Annotated in this window: 19 protein-coding genes; 4 read left to right on the forward strand and 15 right to left on the reverse strand. The window is 42.0% G+C overall.

What is annotated here, in order from left to right; translation table 11 throughout:
* Positions 1–146 precede the first annotated feature (146 nt).
* The 4 genes from ODU50_RS00940 to xerS all read left to right on the forward strand — a co-directional run bounded on the left by ODU50_RS00940 (position 147) and on the right by xerS (position 3384).
* Positions 147–815, forward strand: coding sequence for a SatD family protein (locus ODU50_RS00940; protein ID WP_105153053.1), 669 nt, complete (start codon positions 147–149; stop codon positions 813–815).
* A gap of 3 nt (positions 816–818) precedes the next feature.
* Positions 819–1559, forward strand: coding sequence for a DUF3307 domain-containing protein (locus tag ODU50_RS00945; protein ID WP_105153035.1), 741 nt, complete (start codon positions 819–821; stop codon positions 1557–1559).
* Positions 1560–1624: 65 nt separating this feature from the next.
* Positions 1625–2146, forward strand: coding sequence for an AAA family ATPase (locus ODU50_RS00950; protein ID WP_024411321.1), 522 nt, complete (start codon positions 1625–1627; stop codon positions 2144–2146).
* A 167-nt stretch (positions 2147–2313) separates the two neighbouring features.
* Positions 2314–3384 carry a tyrosine recombinase XerS gene (gene xerS / locus ODU50_RS00955; protein WP_395387758.1) on the forward strand — a complete coding sequence of 357 codons (1071 nt, stop codon included), beginning with the start codon at positions 2314–2316 and terminating at the stop codon, positions 3382–3384.
* 69 nt (positions 3385–3453) lie between these two features.
* Here xerS and ODU50_RS00960 read toward each other — a convergent pair whose 3' ends face one another.
* The 15 genes from ODU50_RS00960 to ODU50_RS01030 form a co-directional block, all read right to left on the reverse strand.
* Entirely contained in the window at positions 3454–4962 is a 1509-nt protein-coding gene (locus ODU50_RS00960; protein ID WP_105153037.1) for a phosphomannomutase/phosphoglucomutase, read from the reverse strand.
* Positions 4963–5037: 75 nt separating this feature from the next.
* A complete protein-coding gene (locus tag ODU50_RS00965; RefSeq protein WP_398581277.1) occupies positions 5038–5979 on the reverse strand; it encodes a sensor histidine kinase in 942 nt (313 codons plus the stop codon).
* Positions 5976–6644 carry a response regulator transcription factor gene (locus ODU50_RS00970; RefSeq protein WP_192873940.1) on the reverse strand — a complete coding sequence of 223 codons (669 nt, stop codon included), beginning with the start codon at positions 6642–6644 and terminating at the stop codon, positions 5976–5978. The genes ODU50_RS00965 and ODU50_RS00970 overlap by 4 nt, the downstream gene beginning before the upstream one ends.
* Positions 6645–6682: 38 nt before the next feature.
* Entirely contained in the window at positions 6683–6949 is a 267-nt protein-coding gene (locus tag ODU50_RS00975) for a type II toxin-antitoxin system RelE/ParE family toxin (RefSeq protein WP_044670408.1), read from the reverse strand.
* On the reverse strand, positions 6939–7178 hold the full coding sequence (gene relB / locus ODU50_RS00980; RefSeq protein WP_105159860.1) for a type II toxin-antitoxin system RelB family antitoxin: 240 nt from the start codon (positions 7176–7178) through the stop codon (positions 6939–6941). Before relB ends, ODU50_RS00975 begins: the two co-directional genes overlap by 11 nt.
* A 90-nt stretch (positions 7179–7268) precedes the next feature.
* The gene (locus tag ODU50_RS00985) at positions 7269–9239 is read right to left on the reverse strand and encodes an ABC transporter permease (RefSeq protein WP_105159861.1); all 1971 of its coding nucleotides are present in this window, start codon (positions 9237–9239) and stop codon (positions 7269–7271) included.
* The gene (locus tag ODU50_RS00990) at positions 9240–9992 is read right to left on the reverse strand and encodes an ABC transporter ATP-binding protein (protein ID WP_024411328.1); all 753 of its coding nucleotides are present in this window, start codon (positions 9990–9992) and stop codon (positions 9240–9242) included.
* An 8-nt stretch (positions 9993–10000) separates the two neighbouring features.
* A complete protein-coding gene (locus ODU50_RS00995) occupies positions 10001–10390 on the reverse strand; it encodes a NisI/SpaI family lantibiotic immunity lipoprotein (protein ID WP_105159862.1) in 390 nt (129 codons plus the stop codon).
* Positions 10391–10402: 12 nt separating this feature from the next.
* Positions 10403–10543, reverse strand: coding sequence for a hypothetical protein (locus ODU50_RS01000; RefSeq protein ID WP_398581278.1), 141 nt, complete (start codon positions 10541–10543; stop codon positions 10403–10405).
* Between the two features lie 99 nt (positions 10544–10642).
* Complete coding sequence (locus ODU50_RS01005; RefSeq protein WP_024385719.1) at positions 10643–11377, reverse strand: TraX family protein; 735 nt, start codon at positions 11375–11377, stop codon at positions 10643–10645.
* 12 nt (positions 11378–11389) lie between these two features.
* Entirely contained in the window at positions 11390–11527 is a 138-nt protein-coding gene (locus tag ODU50_RS01010; RefSeq protein ID WP_002935027.1) for a hypothetical protein, read from the reverse strand.
* Positions 11528–11666: 139 nt separating this feature from the next.
* Positions 11667–12833 carry an acetyl-CoA carboxylase biotin carboxylase subunit family protein gene (locus ODU50_RS01015; protein WP_105153042.1) on the reverse strand — a complete coding sequence of 389 codons (1167 nt, stop codon included), beginning with the start codon at positions 12831–12833 and terminating at the stop codon, positions 11667–11669.
* A gap of 17 nt (positions 12834–12850) precedes the next feature.
* Positions 12851–13597: an esterase family protein gene (locus tag ODU50_RS01020; RefSeq protein WP_105153043.1), complete on the reverse strand. Its 747-nt coding sequence runs from the start codon at positions 13595–13597 to the stop codon at positions 12851–12853.
* A gap of 30 nt (positions 13598–13627) precedes the next feature.
* Positions 13628–14455: an alpha/beta hydrolase gene (locus tag ODU50_RS01025; protein ID WP_024394022.1), complete on the reverse strand. Its 828-nt coding sequence runs from the start codon at positions 14453–14455 to the stop codon at positions 13628–13630.
* A gap of 113 nt (positions 14456–14568) precedes the next feature.
* On the reverse strand, positions 14569–15573 hold the full coding sequence (locus ODU50_RS01030) for a DNA glycosylase AlkZ-like family protein (protein WP_105153044.1): 1005 nt from the start codon (positions 15571–15573) through the stop codon (positions 14569–14571).
* Positions 15574–15636: the final 63 nt, after the last annotated feature.

Genomic DNA, 15636 nt, shown 5'->3' on the forward strand with positions numbered 1-15636 from the left:
TAAAATAGAAGTAGCAAATCAGAAAAATGATTTTTGAACTCAAGAACTTTCCATTATAACGGAAATAGTTAAAAATGTCCTTTTTAATGGACAATATTTATAATGTCCGTTATAATGGAAATATAATAGAAATTAGAGGACAAGTTATGAATTATATCGCATTAATAGGAGATATTGTCAATTCAAAACAAACTTCCAACCGCTCTAGTATTCAAGAAAGGCTAAAACAGCAGCTGAATAGAATCAATCATTCCTTCACTCAGGACTTCGCATCGCCATTTACCATTACAAAAGGAGATGAATTTCAAGCCTTATGCAAGCCTAACCCTTATATTTTTTTGATGATTGACCAAATCCAATTAGCCTTTCGTGATGAGGTGGAGATTCGATTTGGAATTGGTTTGGGTGAGATTCTAACAGCTATCGATCCCAAGCTAAGTATTGGAGCAGATGGTCCAGCTTATTGGGAAGCACGCAAGGCTATTGACTTCATTCATGACAACCATGACTATGGCACCAGCAAGCTAGCCTTTTCATCTGAATACAAGCAAATCGATCGTGTGATCAACCCCTTGCTAACTTCTAGCGATTTCATCAAAGCTGCCTGGAATCGTTCGCAAACGGATCTGTTTGAAACCTTAATCTCCCAAAAAATCTATCAAGAAGATTTCACACAAAAGCCAATTGCTGAGAAAATGAAACTCAGTCAAAGCGCCTTTACCAAACGTTTGAAATCCAGCGGAATCAAACTCTACCTGCGTAATCGTCAAACCGCCATGAATTTGATTCTCCAGCTCAGTCAGAAAGAAGGATAAAGCATGTCATTTTCAGTTATTTCTAGCTATCTTATTCAACATCCAGTTTTAACCACCTTGCTTATTGCCCACTTTTTAAGTGATTTCACCTTCCAAAGTCAAGCACTGGCAGATGCTAAAAAGCTTCATTTGAAAGCTCTTTTCATGCACCTTTTTATTGTTGCTATCCCTCTTCTTATCTTATACTTACTTGTCCCAATTCAAAACGGAGATTTATTTTTTCAAGTTTGGCTGAGCCATCTTGCGATTGACTATGTCAAATATTTTCTCAACAAACACCATTGGATAAAGGACTCCTGGGAATCTGGAGCATTCCTAGTTGATCAATTTCTACATATCATCTCTATCATCATTCTTTATCACACTATCGGTGTTAATGTCGCTTCACACTCACTCTGGATTGAACCAAATTATCTCCTCCTGCAAATCCTTTTTATCCTTCTGATCAGCAAGCCCGTCAATATTCTTTTCAAACTCTACTTTAGCAAATATCAGGTAGCGGAAGGAGAAGAAGAGCAGACTGTGACAGGTGCAGGAGCCTTGATTGGTCAATTGGAGCGCCTCATAATGGGAATTTTTCTGCTTCTAGGGCAATACACAGCTATCGGACTGGTATTTACAGCAAAGTCCATCGCACGCTTTGATAAAATATCCAAAAGCCAAGCCTTTGCTGAATACTATTTAATTGGTTCGCTATTTAGTATCATTAGTGTCCTAGTATTGTACGTTTTATTGATTTTATAGAAGAAAAAAGTTTACATAATTTATTTTGTGTAAACTTTTTTTGTAAAAATAGAAAGGAATACTGTATGATTATTTGGTTAAATGGCCCATTCGGTATCGGAAAGACTACTTTAGCAAATATATTACACAAACGAATAGAAAACTCATATCTCTATGATCCCGAGTTACTAGGTGATTTCTTACAACATCAATTACCTCAGACTGTATGTCCTGAAGATTTTCAAGATTATTCCGTTTGGCGACAGAGTACTTATAAAATACTATTTGATTTAGCGACTAAAACCGATAAGATTATTATTATTCCTATGACAATCTATAAGAAAGAATATTATCAGGAGATTATTCAGCAATTGATACAGGATAAGATTCCTTTGGAACATTATATTTTGTTAGCTGACAAAACAACCATTTTAGAACGTTTAGATAATCGAATCAATGAAGACAACATCTGGGCTAAAAGACATCTTGATGTTTGTTTAAAAGCTTTTGAAAGTTATATTCCGGGACAAAGGTTAAACACAGACAGTTTGAAGCCAGAAGAGATTGCGAAGGAGATTCTAATGCTCAGTGAGTTTACCGAGGAATAATGTAGATTTTTGGGATTTTGGGTGTGAAAAAAAATTTCCAGTTATCTCTCTATCTTTGGTTATATTAAAAATATCCCTACAAACATCTTTCCGAAAAACTATAATTTTCTTGAAACTTATGTAAGGTTATGCTATACTACTAATATAGCAAAATTCAGGAGAAAATGATGAGACGCGAGTTATTACTAGAAAAAATTGATCAACTAAAAGAAATTATGCCTTGGTTTGTTCTGGAATATTATCAGTCAAAATTGGCTGTGCCTTACAGTTTTACAACCTTGTACGAATATCTAAAGGAATACCGTAGATTCTTTGAGTGGTTACAGGATTCGGATTTGGTATCTGTGGAACGGATTGCTGACATTCCTTTGGATATTCTGGAACATTTGACAAAAAAAGATATGGAAGCCTTTATTCTTTATCTGCGGGAGCGTCCCTTGCTGAACGCCAATACCACGCAGAATGGTGTGTCGCAGACCACCATTAACCGTACCCTGTCGGCTCTTTCTAGTCTCTTCAAGTATTTAACCGAAGAAGTGGAAAATGAGCAGGGCGAGCCCTACTTCTACCGCAATGTCATGAAAAAGGTATCTACCAAGAAGAAGAAGGAAACCTTGGCAGCGCGGGCTGAGAACATCAAGCAAAAGCTCTTTTTGGGCGATGAAACCATGGAGTTCTTGGACTATGTGGACAAGGAATACCAAGTCAATCTCTCTAAACGTGCCCTCTCCTCTTTCCAGAAAAATAAGGAGCGGGATTTGGCGATTCTGGCACTTCTCTTGGCTTCTGGCGTCCGACTGTCAGAAGCGGTAAATTTGGATCTTAGAGATGTCAACCTCAATATGATGATGATCGAAGTAACCCGTAAGGGTGGTAAGCGGGACTCGGTTAATGTGGCTGGGTTTGCTAAGCCCTATCTGGAAGCCTATATGAACATCCGTCAGCAACGCTACAAGGCTGAAAAAACGGATACGGCCTTTTTCCTGTCTGAGTACCGTGGTCTGCCTAACCGCATCGACGCTTCTTCCATTGAGAAAATGGTGGCTAAGTATTCTGCAGACTTTAAGATACGTGTTACACCACACAAACTCCGTCATACATTGGCTACACGGCTCTACGACGCCACCAAGTCGCAAGTTCTGGTCAGTCATCAGCTGGGACACGCCAATACCCAGGTCACCGATCTCTACACTCATATCGTCAACGATGAGCAAAAAAATGCACTGGATCAGTTGTGATATTACGTAATATAAATTATGCAAATAAATTAAGGAGTAAGCGAAAACTTACCCCTTTTTCTCTTAAATCTAAATCAATGCTTTCAATTTTTCCTGATTGACAGCTGGGTACTGGTCCAAAAAGGCTGAGAGAGTTCGTAAAACGGCAGGTATGTGTCCAGTCTGGTCATTCTCCACCTGCAAGACCAAGAGTGGCTCGTGGAGACTCATACGGAGCAAGAGCCAGCCGTCACCATAAAGCTCAGTCAGGTCAAACCGCACTCCTTCTTCGTTTTCTGGGTTAAAAGCAAAGCCTTCGAGGCTGGTGTTTCTGAAATCAGCAATAACCTGTTCACCAAGTGCTCGATAGTCTGCCGCTTCTAGTTTGAACCGTACTTCTTGGGTTTCAAGTGGTTGCTTGAGCTGGGCAATCAAGTCGTCCAAGGACTTGCCTTCCGCTTGCAGTTTTGGTAAGAGCATAAGGATCTTAGCCGCTACATAGGTCCCGTCATCGAGGAAGTAATTTTCCTTAAAGGCAGCATGTCCAGATGTTTCGATAGCCAACTGGCAATCAACTCCCTCTTGATTGGCTAAAATAGCACGGTTGATGACATTACGGTAGCCTGAAATATAGCGAATTTGTTTGCCTCCCAGGCTTTCTATAAAGACCTTAAGGTGTTCAGTCGTTGGGGAATTGGTCACAATGCTGGTTCCTGGATGTTCAGCTAGGACAATCTGGCTGAGAACGGCAATCAGGTTGTTACGATTGAGAATTTCTCCTGACTTGGTCACTAGTGCAGCACGGTCAACGTCGGTATCAAAGATAATGCCTAGGTCTGCACCTTGCTTCAAGACAGCCTGACGAATGCTTTCCATAGCTTCCTTGTTATCTGGGTTTGGAACATGGTTTGGGAAGGCGCCGTCTGGGTCTAGGAATTGTGAACCAGTGGCATCTGCTCCCAATTCTGCCAAAACTTTCTCAGCAAAAAATCCGCCTGCACCGTTTCCAGCATCGACGATGATATTAAGACCTGTCAGTGGTTTTTCTTGTCCACCACAGGCGGTACGAATTTTACCAACCAAGTCTTGGGCATAAGGCGTAATCAGGTCTGCACTGGTGACACTTCCAAGGGTGGAAGCTGGCAAGTCCTCACTATGTGAGAGGATGAAGTCAATATCTTCATGTTCTGCTCCGCCATTTTCCGAAAAAATCTTAATGCCATTGAAGTAATAAGGCAGGTGGCTGGCAGTGATCATGACACCAGCGTGGCACTTGAACTGAGGATACTGGGTGCTCATGAAGAGAGCTGGCGTGGTTGCCAGGCCAAAGTCAATCAGCTGAACCCCCAGACGAACGGCTTCTTCTGTAAAGGCTGCGACCAAGTCTGGACCGCTGAGGCGGCTGTCTCGACCGATACCGATGGTCAATTGGCCTTTTTGATAGGCCTGCGCTAGTTCTGGCTTCTGAGTTAGCCAATGAATAAGTCCGCGAGCCACTTCCTTGGTGGCTTGTGGAGTGAGATTGACAGCATATTCGTCTGTAGCGATAGCAATGCCGCGAATATCTGATCCATTTTGCAAGGCGTGATGATGGGACATAGTAACCTCCTGATTTTCTAGTAGTTTCAGTATATCACAAAATCAAAACGCTTTCAAAAGGAAAAAGTACAGCTTCTACTGTACTTTGGTGATGGTTACAGTTGTCCCAACTTCCAGTTGACTTTCCACGGAAATAGCTAGTTCCAACTGATTCAAGCCCCGCTTGGTCAGATACAAGCCAAATCCTGTCGCTTTTTGGTGTTCACGGCCATTAAAACCTGTAAATCCCTCGTCAAACAGGCGTGGAATGTCTTCGGCTAGAATCCCAATTCCCGTATCGGAAATAGAAATTCCCTCATTCAGTTCAATGGCTACCTTTCCACCAGTCTTATTGTACTTGAGGGCATTGTCGATTATCTGTGACAGGGCAAAACTGAGCCACTTTCTGTCGGTATTCAGTAGCCAATTTCCATCGATGGTCACTGAAATGTCCTTTTGCAAGAACTGATTGCGGTATTTTTTGACCAAATCGACCACAACTTCTCTCACTTCCACCTGCTCAAAGCGAAAATCACTTGCATGGTTGGTCAGCTTGAGGTAATTGAGGAGATTGGTCATGTAATTATCCAAGCGCAAGAGCTGGTGATTGACATCCTGCTGGTTGAGATTGTTAGTCTGGCTCATCAAAGACAGGGCAGCCAAAGGTACCTTCATCTGATGGGACCACATTTTGACCATGGCTTGTAGGTCCTCTTCTCGTGACTTATAGACCAAAAGCTGTTCACGTGTCGCCTCCTTCTCTACCTCAATCAAGTTGAGATAGGCCAAGTCCACAGGCTTATTAAGCAGGGGCAGAGCTTCTTCATGGACATAGTCTTCCAAGGCTCTCATGCGGTTGCGAAACTTCCAGAAAAGCCCTGCAGTCAGTAGGATTAAGAGGGTTAGGGACAATAGCAGAGCGTTTTTCAGGAATTCGGTGGGCAGTTGATAGAGAAAGAAGAGCAAGATAAAACTAGTAGCTAGAACAATGTAGGAGAAGTAAAAACTCCGGTATTCACGGATAAATTTTGCTATCATTTGACCAAGTACCCCACGCCACGAACGGTATGAATTCGTTCAAACCCGACTTCGCTCACCTTCTTACGCAGTCTAGTCATGTTCACATTGAGGGTATTCTGGTCGATAAATTCTTCATTTTCCCAGAGTTTTTCCAAGAGTTCATCCTTGCTGACAATCTGCCCTTGTCTTTCTAGTAAGGCGGACAAAATCTTGGTTTCCGTAGGAGACAATTGAACCTGTTCCAATTCGTTTGAAAATCGCCCGTCCAAACTAAGCTGGAACTGATCGATAGACAATTCGCTCGATTTGCTGAATTGATTAACCCGACGCAGGAAGGCTCCGATTTTGGCATCCAAAATTCCTAGTGAAAATGGCTTGGACACAAAATCATCACCACCCATGTTCATGGCCATGACCGCATTCATCTCATCATCGCTAGAGGAGATAAAGATAATGGGCATGGTCATGGTTTTACGGATTTCTGTCGTCCAGTAAAAGCCGTTGTAATAAGGCAGGCTAATGTCCATCAGCACTAAGTCTGGTTTAATTTCCGCCACTTCCTGACTGACAGCTCGGAAATTCTGCACACTTTCCACCTGATACGATTTGCCTAGGTGCTGCTTCAAGAGCTGGACAATCATCTCATCATCTTCAACAATATAAATCTTTTCTTTTTTCATCATCTTCATTCTGCAAAAGCCAGGACACAGGTCTTGGCTTTTTATTTATATACTTCTTTTCGATGCCCGACTTCTAGGGCTGTTACGATCAATTTATCATCCTCAATGCTGACGATAACCCTGTAGTTGCCGATACGATAGCGCCATTGGCCAGAACGATTAGCAGTCAAGGCTTTTCCGTATTGTCTAGGGTTGTCGCAACCGTCAATATGCTTGTAGAGATAGCGCAAAATCAAACTTGCAGCGGTTTTATCCATCTTTCGAATTTGCTTTTGGGCCTTAGCAGACAAAATAACCTTATAACTCAATGCCCAACTCCTCAGCCATTTGTTCTAATGTTATCGGCTCAATTCCATTCGCCAAGTCAGCCTCGTATTCAGCCAGAGCGGTGTCTGCCACACGCGCATCGTATTCGTCTTCAAGGGCTTCAAGGGTTTTAGTCCGAATGAGTTCTGACAAACTGACACCTTCAAACTTTGCCATAGCCTGCATAAAAAGCTTGTCCTGCTCAGAAACTTTCAATGTAATAGCTGCCATTTTCTCACCTTTTCTAGTATTCATTTGGTATTACCATTGTAACACCACTTCCCTGAAAAAGCAAGAAATCCCGCATAAGCGAGACTTCTTCTACCGTTCAATAATGCGATAATAGGTTCGGCTGGTCCACTTGTAAATTACAAAGTAAATCAGAGTGACTGCCAGTAGGGTGATGCCACTGACTGTATAAATCATTAGTGATGAGGTAACCCCAAAGGTCAGTAGCATTTGCTTCAGCATGACCAAGGATACTACAAAATGCACAGTTGCCATGACCAAAGGCATAAAGAAGACCAAAAGTGTTTGAGAGTTGATGGTCTTTTTGACCGCTGCTGTACTCATGCCCACTTCTTGTAGGATCTTGTAGGATTTCTTATCCTCATGTCCTTCCGAGTACTGTTTGTAGTAGATAATCAAGGCTGCACCAAGTAGGAAACTAATGCCCAACAAGAAGCCTGTAAAGAGGAAACCGCCTGTAAAGCCCATCTGTAAATTGTTGAAATCTGATTTTTGCATAGCATATCCTAGGAATTCTCCGTTTGCATCGTTGATATTATAAGAGTCCCCAGCTTGCTCACCAATCGAAGCAACCTCTTCATCAGTCAAGTCGGTAAAGACACGGTAGTCCAGACTGACTGTATACCCTTGCGGATTATTGGACTCATAATACTCACGAACAGTATTCAATACAGTGTCATCACTGACTACCATAACGGCGGCAATTAGCGTATTGTAGTTGTCTGGGAAAATAGCCTGGTCAATATTGGCTACATTCTCAAAGGTTTGATCGCCCAAAACAAGCTTCTTCAGCGATGGCTTTTCACTCGGACGCATAAAGACCACTTGATTGGCAGCAAGCTCTGGCAGGTCATTCCCCAATTTCCTGAAATCATCTTGGGTGATGAAGTAGGTAAAGGCCATTTTGCTAAAATCTGGATTGGAAATGGTTTCCGGGCTAATGACAATCTCTTCGCCACCATCATAGACCAAGCCAGCTTGATAGGTCAGGTAGGAAAGACTGTCATCGGCTTTTTCTGGAAAATGGCTGAGCACCGATTGCTGATAGGCAGATTCACCTTGACTTCTATCCGAAACTTTATAGGTAATGGATGTTTCCTTTGGATAAAGTCCACTGGTCATATTAGCCATGCCTGTATAAAGGGACGTTGTAGTCGCAATGGTCACAAAGGCCATGACCGCAAGTAGCGTAATATTGGCCAAACCCGTTGCGTGCTGTTTCATCCGGAAAATCATCTGTGAAGTGGTAATGAAATGCTCTGGCGTGTAAAAATAGCCTTTGTTTTTCCGACGAGCCTTCAAATACCAAGTCATAAAGCTGATGTAGAACAAGTAGGTCCCCGCGATGACAAAGAGCACAGCGATGAAGAAACGATAGATGACGCCAACTCCTGCAGATTGAGAAGAAAGTGATAGGTAGTAACCAACCCCTAGGCTAAGTACACCGAGTGCTGCCAAGAGGAAATTCCCACGCGGCTCCTTCTCCCCTTTTTCACTAGCGCTAAACAAAATCAGCGGACTGGTCTTGCCAATCGTCCGAATAGCTAGCAATTCCAAGAGAAAGAAGATACCAGCAAAGAGAAAGGCGGTCATGACAAAGGCCAGAGGGTCTATTCCAAAATGCAAATCACTATAATGCGTTATATTGACAAAAATCAAGTAGAGAACATTTGCAAACACACCTGCTAAGACAGAACCAAGAACCAAAACTAGCAAGAAAATCATCATCAATTCGAGGCTGGCTATCAAGGCTACTTTTTTCTTGTTCATCCCTAGCATGTTATAGAGACCAAATTCCCTCGCCCGTTGTTTCATCAGGAAATTAAAGCTATAAATCTCCATAATGACCGAGAAAATGGTCAGAACAACAACACCAAGACCGATAGAAACGGCACCAGAGCCCATGGTCTTCATAACTGGACTCAGCATGAGCAAGAACATGGAACAAATCAGAGTAAATAGCACAAGACTGGCTAAAACAAAGGGAGCAAAAACACCCATGGATTTTCGGATATTTTGCCCAGCAAGTTTGAGGTAAAACATCTACTCACCCCCTAAAAGTGCAGACATGTTGAGCGAAATCTCCTTGGCAAAGTCTTGATTGCTCTTACCTGCCTTGTACAATTGGTGGAAAATCCGACCATCCTTGATAAAGAGAACACGTTTGGCATGGCTGGCTGCGTTGGCTGAGTGGGTCACCATGAGAATGGTTTGTCCGTCTAGGTTAATGTCTTCAAACAAATTCAGCAAGTCTTCCGAATTGCGGTAATCTAGGGCAGCCGTCGGCTCATCCGCTAGGACAATCTGTGGCTGGGTAATCAAACTACGGGCAATGGCCACGCGCTGCTTCTGTCCACCAGAAAGTTCAAAGGGACGTTTTTTCAGCAAATCTTGAATACGTAGTTTTGGCGCCAAGACTTTCAAACGTTTTTCCATTTCCTCATGGCTGGTACGTGCCAATACCAGAGGTAAAAAGATATTGTCTTGGATAGACAGAGTGTCCAAGAGATTAAAATCTTGGAAGACAAAGCCCAGGTTACGCAAACGGAAATCGGCCAGCTCGCTCTCCTTGATTTTGGTAATATCTTGATTGTTCAAAAGAACAGAGCCCCTCGTCGGCTTATCCAGGGTTGCTAGAATATTGAGCAAAGTCGTCTTACCAGAACCACTTTCCCCCATGATGGCGATAAACTCGCCCTCCTCTACCTTAAAATCCACATCTTGCAAGGCACGAGTTTCCTCTTTTGAAAAGCGCGTACGGTAAACTTTTTCTAAATGATTGATTTCTAATAACATACAAACTCCTAATTGTTTTCTTTGGATAAATCAACTGTATCAAGTAATGCTTGATAGTCGATTCGGTCTGATTCAGCAATATTATCTTCTAAATCCACCTTATAATAACCATCCTGGACACCGATGGCCCATTCCTTGCCAGTAGTTATAAAGAGATTATTCAAGGACACTGTTTTTTTCACTAAACCCTCTTCTTTGACAACAGGCCATTCCATAAACTTAACTTCTGTTCCTCGAATACTATCTTTGGCAACTTCCTGTTTGCTAACGGCATAGTCTTTTCCCTTGTAATGGAAAGTTTGATAGCCCTCATCAAAACTAAGGCCTGCTGAAGAGGAAGAACAAGCGGTTAGCATTATACTGCCCAAAGCCAGCATGCCAAATACTTTCTTTTTCATAGTTTCCTCCCTCTAGTATGCCATAAATCGCATCGTTTGCAAATCATGGGCGAGCTCTTCTAAGAATACGGCTTGTTCCAAGAGTTCAGCTTTCTCTTTTTCTGAGAATACCTTTTCTTTTATTCTCTTTGCTTGTAAAAATTTGAATGACATATAATTTCCTTCTTTCTGTTTTTTTATGAGTTTATTATAGATGATTTAGTCAACCTATTCTCTTACAACTTTATCTTGAAAACTTACAGAATTGTAAGTTTAGATGAAAAAACCAATCGTTGCCAGTAGCCACAAATGAAGCGGATAAAAAATGTAAAAGAAATAGCGTGAAAATGCTGTGCGAGGCCCTGCTTGTCCATTATAAAGACTGAGAATTGGAAGGACTAAAATAAATAGCCAGTCTGCATTGTAGAGCATCATCTGAATGGTCATCTCAAGCCTTTCGTAGGGCTGGTAGGACATGGCTAATAAAACTAGAGCCAGAAAACCATAGGCAATGGTTCGCTTAGTAGCAGACTCACGACCCAAATAGGTGATGAGGATGAATGGCAAGACCACCGTGCCCCCTTCTGTGAACAAGGCACCTATGATTGTCAATAATCCTGCTAGCAGGACCTGGATGATTCGCTTCGCTCTCGTGTGCTCACTAAAATTTTGAAGACAAACCAGCAGAGTTAGGCCGACTGCTAAGGTCAAAAAGATATTATTGCTAATGTAAATCCCTTTAGACTGGTAGAGACTGTTTAGCAAAGTATTTCCAAGAGTCATGAATCCTGCTGCACCATACAGTCGTAACAGATAGGCTTTGACATTTCTCGTATGAAGAAACCCCTCCACTAACATGTAAGCAAAGAAAACCGCGACGCACCGTGTTGCTAAATGAAACACTAAAGCGAGTTGATCAGGGATAAAATCAGGTATGATTTTCAGATGATCCAAAACCATCAAGCCTGCCATAGCGAGTTTCAGTTGATAAGCGTTATATGATTTCACCAGTCAAACCTCCTAGTACATCCAGTTGCGTTGGAACAGTTCGTGTTCTAGCTCGAATAGAAATTCAGCTTGTTTGTCTTGTTCTTCTAGTCGTTTGCTTTCTTGTGATTTACCAAAAATTTGTTTTGCTTGTAAAAATTTGAATGACATCTGATTTCCTTCTTTCTATTTCTTATGAGTCTATTATAGAAAATATTCCTCCTGTGCTCTCTTACAGTTCTGATTAAAAAACTTACAGCTTTGTAAGGAAAGAAAAAAAGACACCATTTCTGGCGTCTTACAGTTAGTTTTATTTTGTTAGACCAATGTAGGCAATCATATCGTCTAACTCTTTCTTGCTTTCCGTTACAAGTAGATAGGCATCATTTCCCTGAAGTTCCGCAAAGGCATCTGGCATGCGTTTGACAGTTTTAATCTTACCAGCGAATTTCTGATGAATGTCATCTGCTGAGTGAACATATTCGGTCGTATCACGGCGGGTTGCTACCAAGCAGTATTGTGGTTCAAATCTACGTTCCTCAACTGTACCACCTGTTGCGACATTGGCATAATCACGGAAAAGATCAATGGAATGGGCGTAGTTATAGGCTTCAACTGTAAAACCACCCGCCATGCGGTTGTTGTATTCAATGGCGATGTAGTCGTCCCCATCCTTGAAAAATTCAATATGGAAAAAACGCTCTCTCATACCAAAGGCCTTGATAATCGCGCGACCATATTTTACTAATTGAGGATCCAGCTCCTTCTCAATGAAGTAGGCATTGTCTTTTCTAGACAACATCAGTTCCAGCGGAGTATGAACATAAGTCAAGCCTGTTTCAAAGACAACATTGCCTTCGTGGTCCAACAAACCATCATAGGTTGTGATAATGCTTGAGTTGACAAATTTTTCGAGGAAATAAATAGTTGCTCCATCCCATGTCTCCACAAACCGATCAAAATCTTCTTTATTTTCGATTTTGAAGGTACCTGATGCTCCAACACCATTGTCAGGTTTAGCAATCATTGGAAAACCAACATTCTTCAAAGCTCTGCCAAAATCACGTTCCGATTTAACAACCACACCAGGAACGACTGGAACCCCTGCTTTTGAGAAGAATTTTTTCATCTCTGACTTAAATTTAGTCTTTTTTAGGTGTTTTGGTTTGGCACCAAAGATATTAAATTGTTCACGAAGGGCTGCATCGTTTTCGAGCCAATGTTCATTGTGTGATTCTACACGGTCAATTGGTCCATGTTTGTAGATTAAGAAGGCTGCTGCACGCTTGACTTCATCTAAGTTTTCAAGATTCTCAACACGGAAGTATTCTGTTAAGGCATTACGAAGTTCTTCAGGCAATTGATCGTAAGGTTCTTGCCCGATACCTAGAACCGTAACGCCTTCTTTTTTAGCCAATTCAATGGTGAACGGTTGAAAATTTTCTGGATAAAAAGGTGAAATAACGAGATAATTCATAGGTAGTCCTTTCTAACTTAAAGTCCGATAGAATGAAGGAAGAATGGCATTTGCTTTCTCCACCACACCCAGTCGTGGGCCACATCTGTCCCCCAAGTATCAAACCAAGCTGGGATATTTTTCTCTTCAAATGCGCGTTTAAGATTATAAAATGAGTCTAAGCCGTCTTGTTCCCAATCGCCCAAACCTGTGCAGACGATAATATCTGCTTGACGGTATTTGTCGATGAACCAACCATCATTCTGGTTCCAGATGTAATCAGATGGTGAGTTTTGATAGACCGCATCATCATTGCCATAATCTTGATTGTTGTTGAAGAAACGAGCATCATAGACACCTGAAAGGGCGATAACTTTCGTGAAGACATCTGGATGCTGGAGGAAGAAGTTGAGCGCGTGATAAGCTCCCATAGAGCAACCAGTTGTCATCATACCATCAAACCAACCAGTTTTGTGTTTGATAAATGGAATAGCTTCCTCAATCACATAACGCTCATAGGCACGGTGAGCCTCTGCCTTGTCATGGATGGATTTCCATTCCGCCAACCAGCTTTCTTTATCATGACTGGTTAGAGTGAAAAATTGGACATTACCAGCCTCAATCGAGCCACGGCAGGCTTCAATCATACCAAAATCTGCATATTCATTGTACGAACCGCCTGATGAAGCGAAAACAACCACAGGAATACCCGCGTGACCATAACGGTTAACATTCATTTCACGACCGAGATGACCTGACCAATGACTTAAAAATTCAACGTGCATAGTAAAGCCTCCTATTTGTATATTTTTGTTTTATGACCAATGTTCGCTTAGGAATCGTAGGCAAGCTGGCAAATAGAGCGCCCAAGCCTCTTCATTATGGACCGCACCTGAAACGACTTCCAAGGCGATATTGTCCAAATCCACTCCGCCAGCGATCAATTGACGATAGTAAGTCAATGAAGAATTGATATAGGCCTGCTTGATATTTCCTGCCATCAATGTTTTATCTGTATCATCTGCTTCTTCTGTCCCAACGTAGATGTAGACTCGTTGCTCTGAGTCTAATTGTTGACGTTCAATATAACGGTCGAAAGCATCTTGATGAAGCCAATTGGCCGATGAAAAGACACCCAGACAGCCAATCTGGTTCTGATAAGCCAATCCCATAAACTGGGTGATATTGCCTCCCAAGGATGAGCCAATCATAGCTGTATGGGCCTTGTCAGACTTAGTGCGGTATTCTTTATCGATAAAGGGTTTGACGACATCCATCACAAATTCAGCATACAAGGTTCCCTTACCACCGAACTGCACCCCAGGAATCCCCATCTCACTAAACTTCCAAGCAGCGTATTCATGCATGCGATCAGCACCATCATTATCAATAGCCACTACGATCATCTTTGCAATGTCTGGATTACGCTTAATAGTTGGGATGACTTTCCATGAATGACCTGAAAAAGCTTCCTTACTGTAGAGTACATTTTGCCCATCGTGGAAATAAACAACGGGATAGGTCTCTTCTGTATTTTCAGCATATCCTTTCGGCAATAAAACACGGACTCGACGTTTTCTTCCTGTAAATGGTACATCTAATTCATGAGTTCTCATGTCCAAATAAAAGTAAGACTTATTCATATCTATCTCTTCCTTACGTATTTTAAGTATTATATCATAGTTTTTCTGGAATATTCAGAAAATTTAGTTATTTATTTGCAATTTTCGGATTTTCCGAACATAGTTAGTTAATGTCACAGAATTTTCTCATACATTTGGCGGTAATGCTCCAATTCTTTTTCTTCTTGTTGTGTGATGTCTTCAAAAATATCTAGCAAAATAGTACCTTTATCTCGTTTCCAGGTTGCCACAAATCGCCCTTTATAAAATACAACAGGTTTGACAATACCCGTCAAAGTATAGATATTACGGATGTATTTAGGATTAAAAAAGGGATTAGCTTTCTTTTCATAGCCTAGCAACAGTTGGTCAAATCCTGCAACGAAGAGGCAGTCAGGGAGTTCTGCTTCTTCTAATTCTCCCAGATAAAAGCGTTCTTCTCCTGCTACCTCAACGGTTTTTAAATCTAATTGCTTCATCCATTTTAGGACCGTAGATTTATTTTCCTTGAAATAATAACGAGCATCCGCTAAACTGACTGGCCCAAAACCTGTAAAATACCGTCGAGCGATTTCCAGCTCTGCTTTTTCCCGAGAAAGTGGCTGAAAGTCTGTCAGACGATGAAAACGCTTGGCACCGTACTCTTGGTAGACTTCCCCACGCTCGACCATGTAGCGAAAGAGACCGCCCCAGGCATTAAAGACCAGTTTCTCCTCTTCCTGTGTCATCTTTTCCCCTCGGCAAAGTACCTTGAAATCCTCACGGGTCATAGGACCTTGTTCAAGGGCTTCTAAAATCAGCTGGTGATATTTCTGCTTGGTCTGAGGACTAAAACCATCCCGTCCTTCTGTCTTGAGGTAATCGGTGCTGGCCAGCCGCCCCTCGTGGATATAGAGAGGAATTTCCGACTTGAGATAGGCATGAACCGTTCGCCGAATGGACCACTGACGAGTCAGTTCCTCCTGCCAGCTACCCTCATGAAAATCCTCCGCTGTCATACGGTTACGAAATCCGACATGAACATAGGGTTGAAACTGAGCCTGCAAACCATTGAGGTTTTGGCAGATTTGCTGAACAGACTGGGGTTTCAACAGACCTTGTTTCTGCAGAATAATTCCCTTCCAAGTATCGTGGTGCATCGTATTTCTCCTCCGCTTTTCTAATCCCAGTATAACACAAAAGACACCCGGAGGTGTCTGATG

Source organism: Streptococcus sp. 2020WUSS084, assembly GCF_044427445.1.
Lineage (GTDB): Bacteria > Bacillota > Bacilli > Lactobacillales > Streptococcaceae > Streptococcus > Streptococcus suis.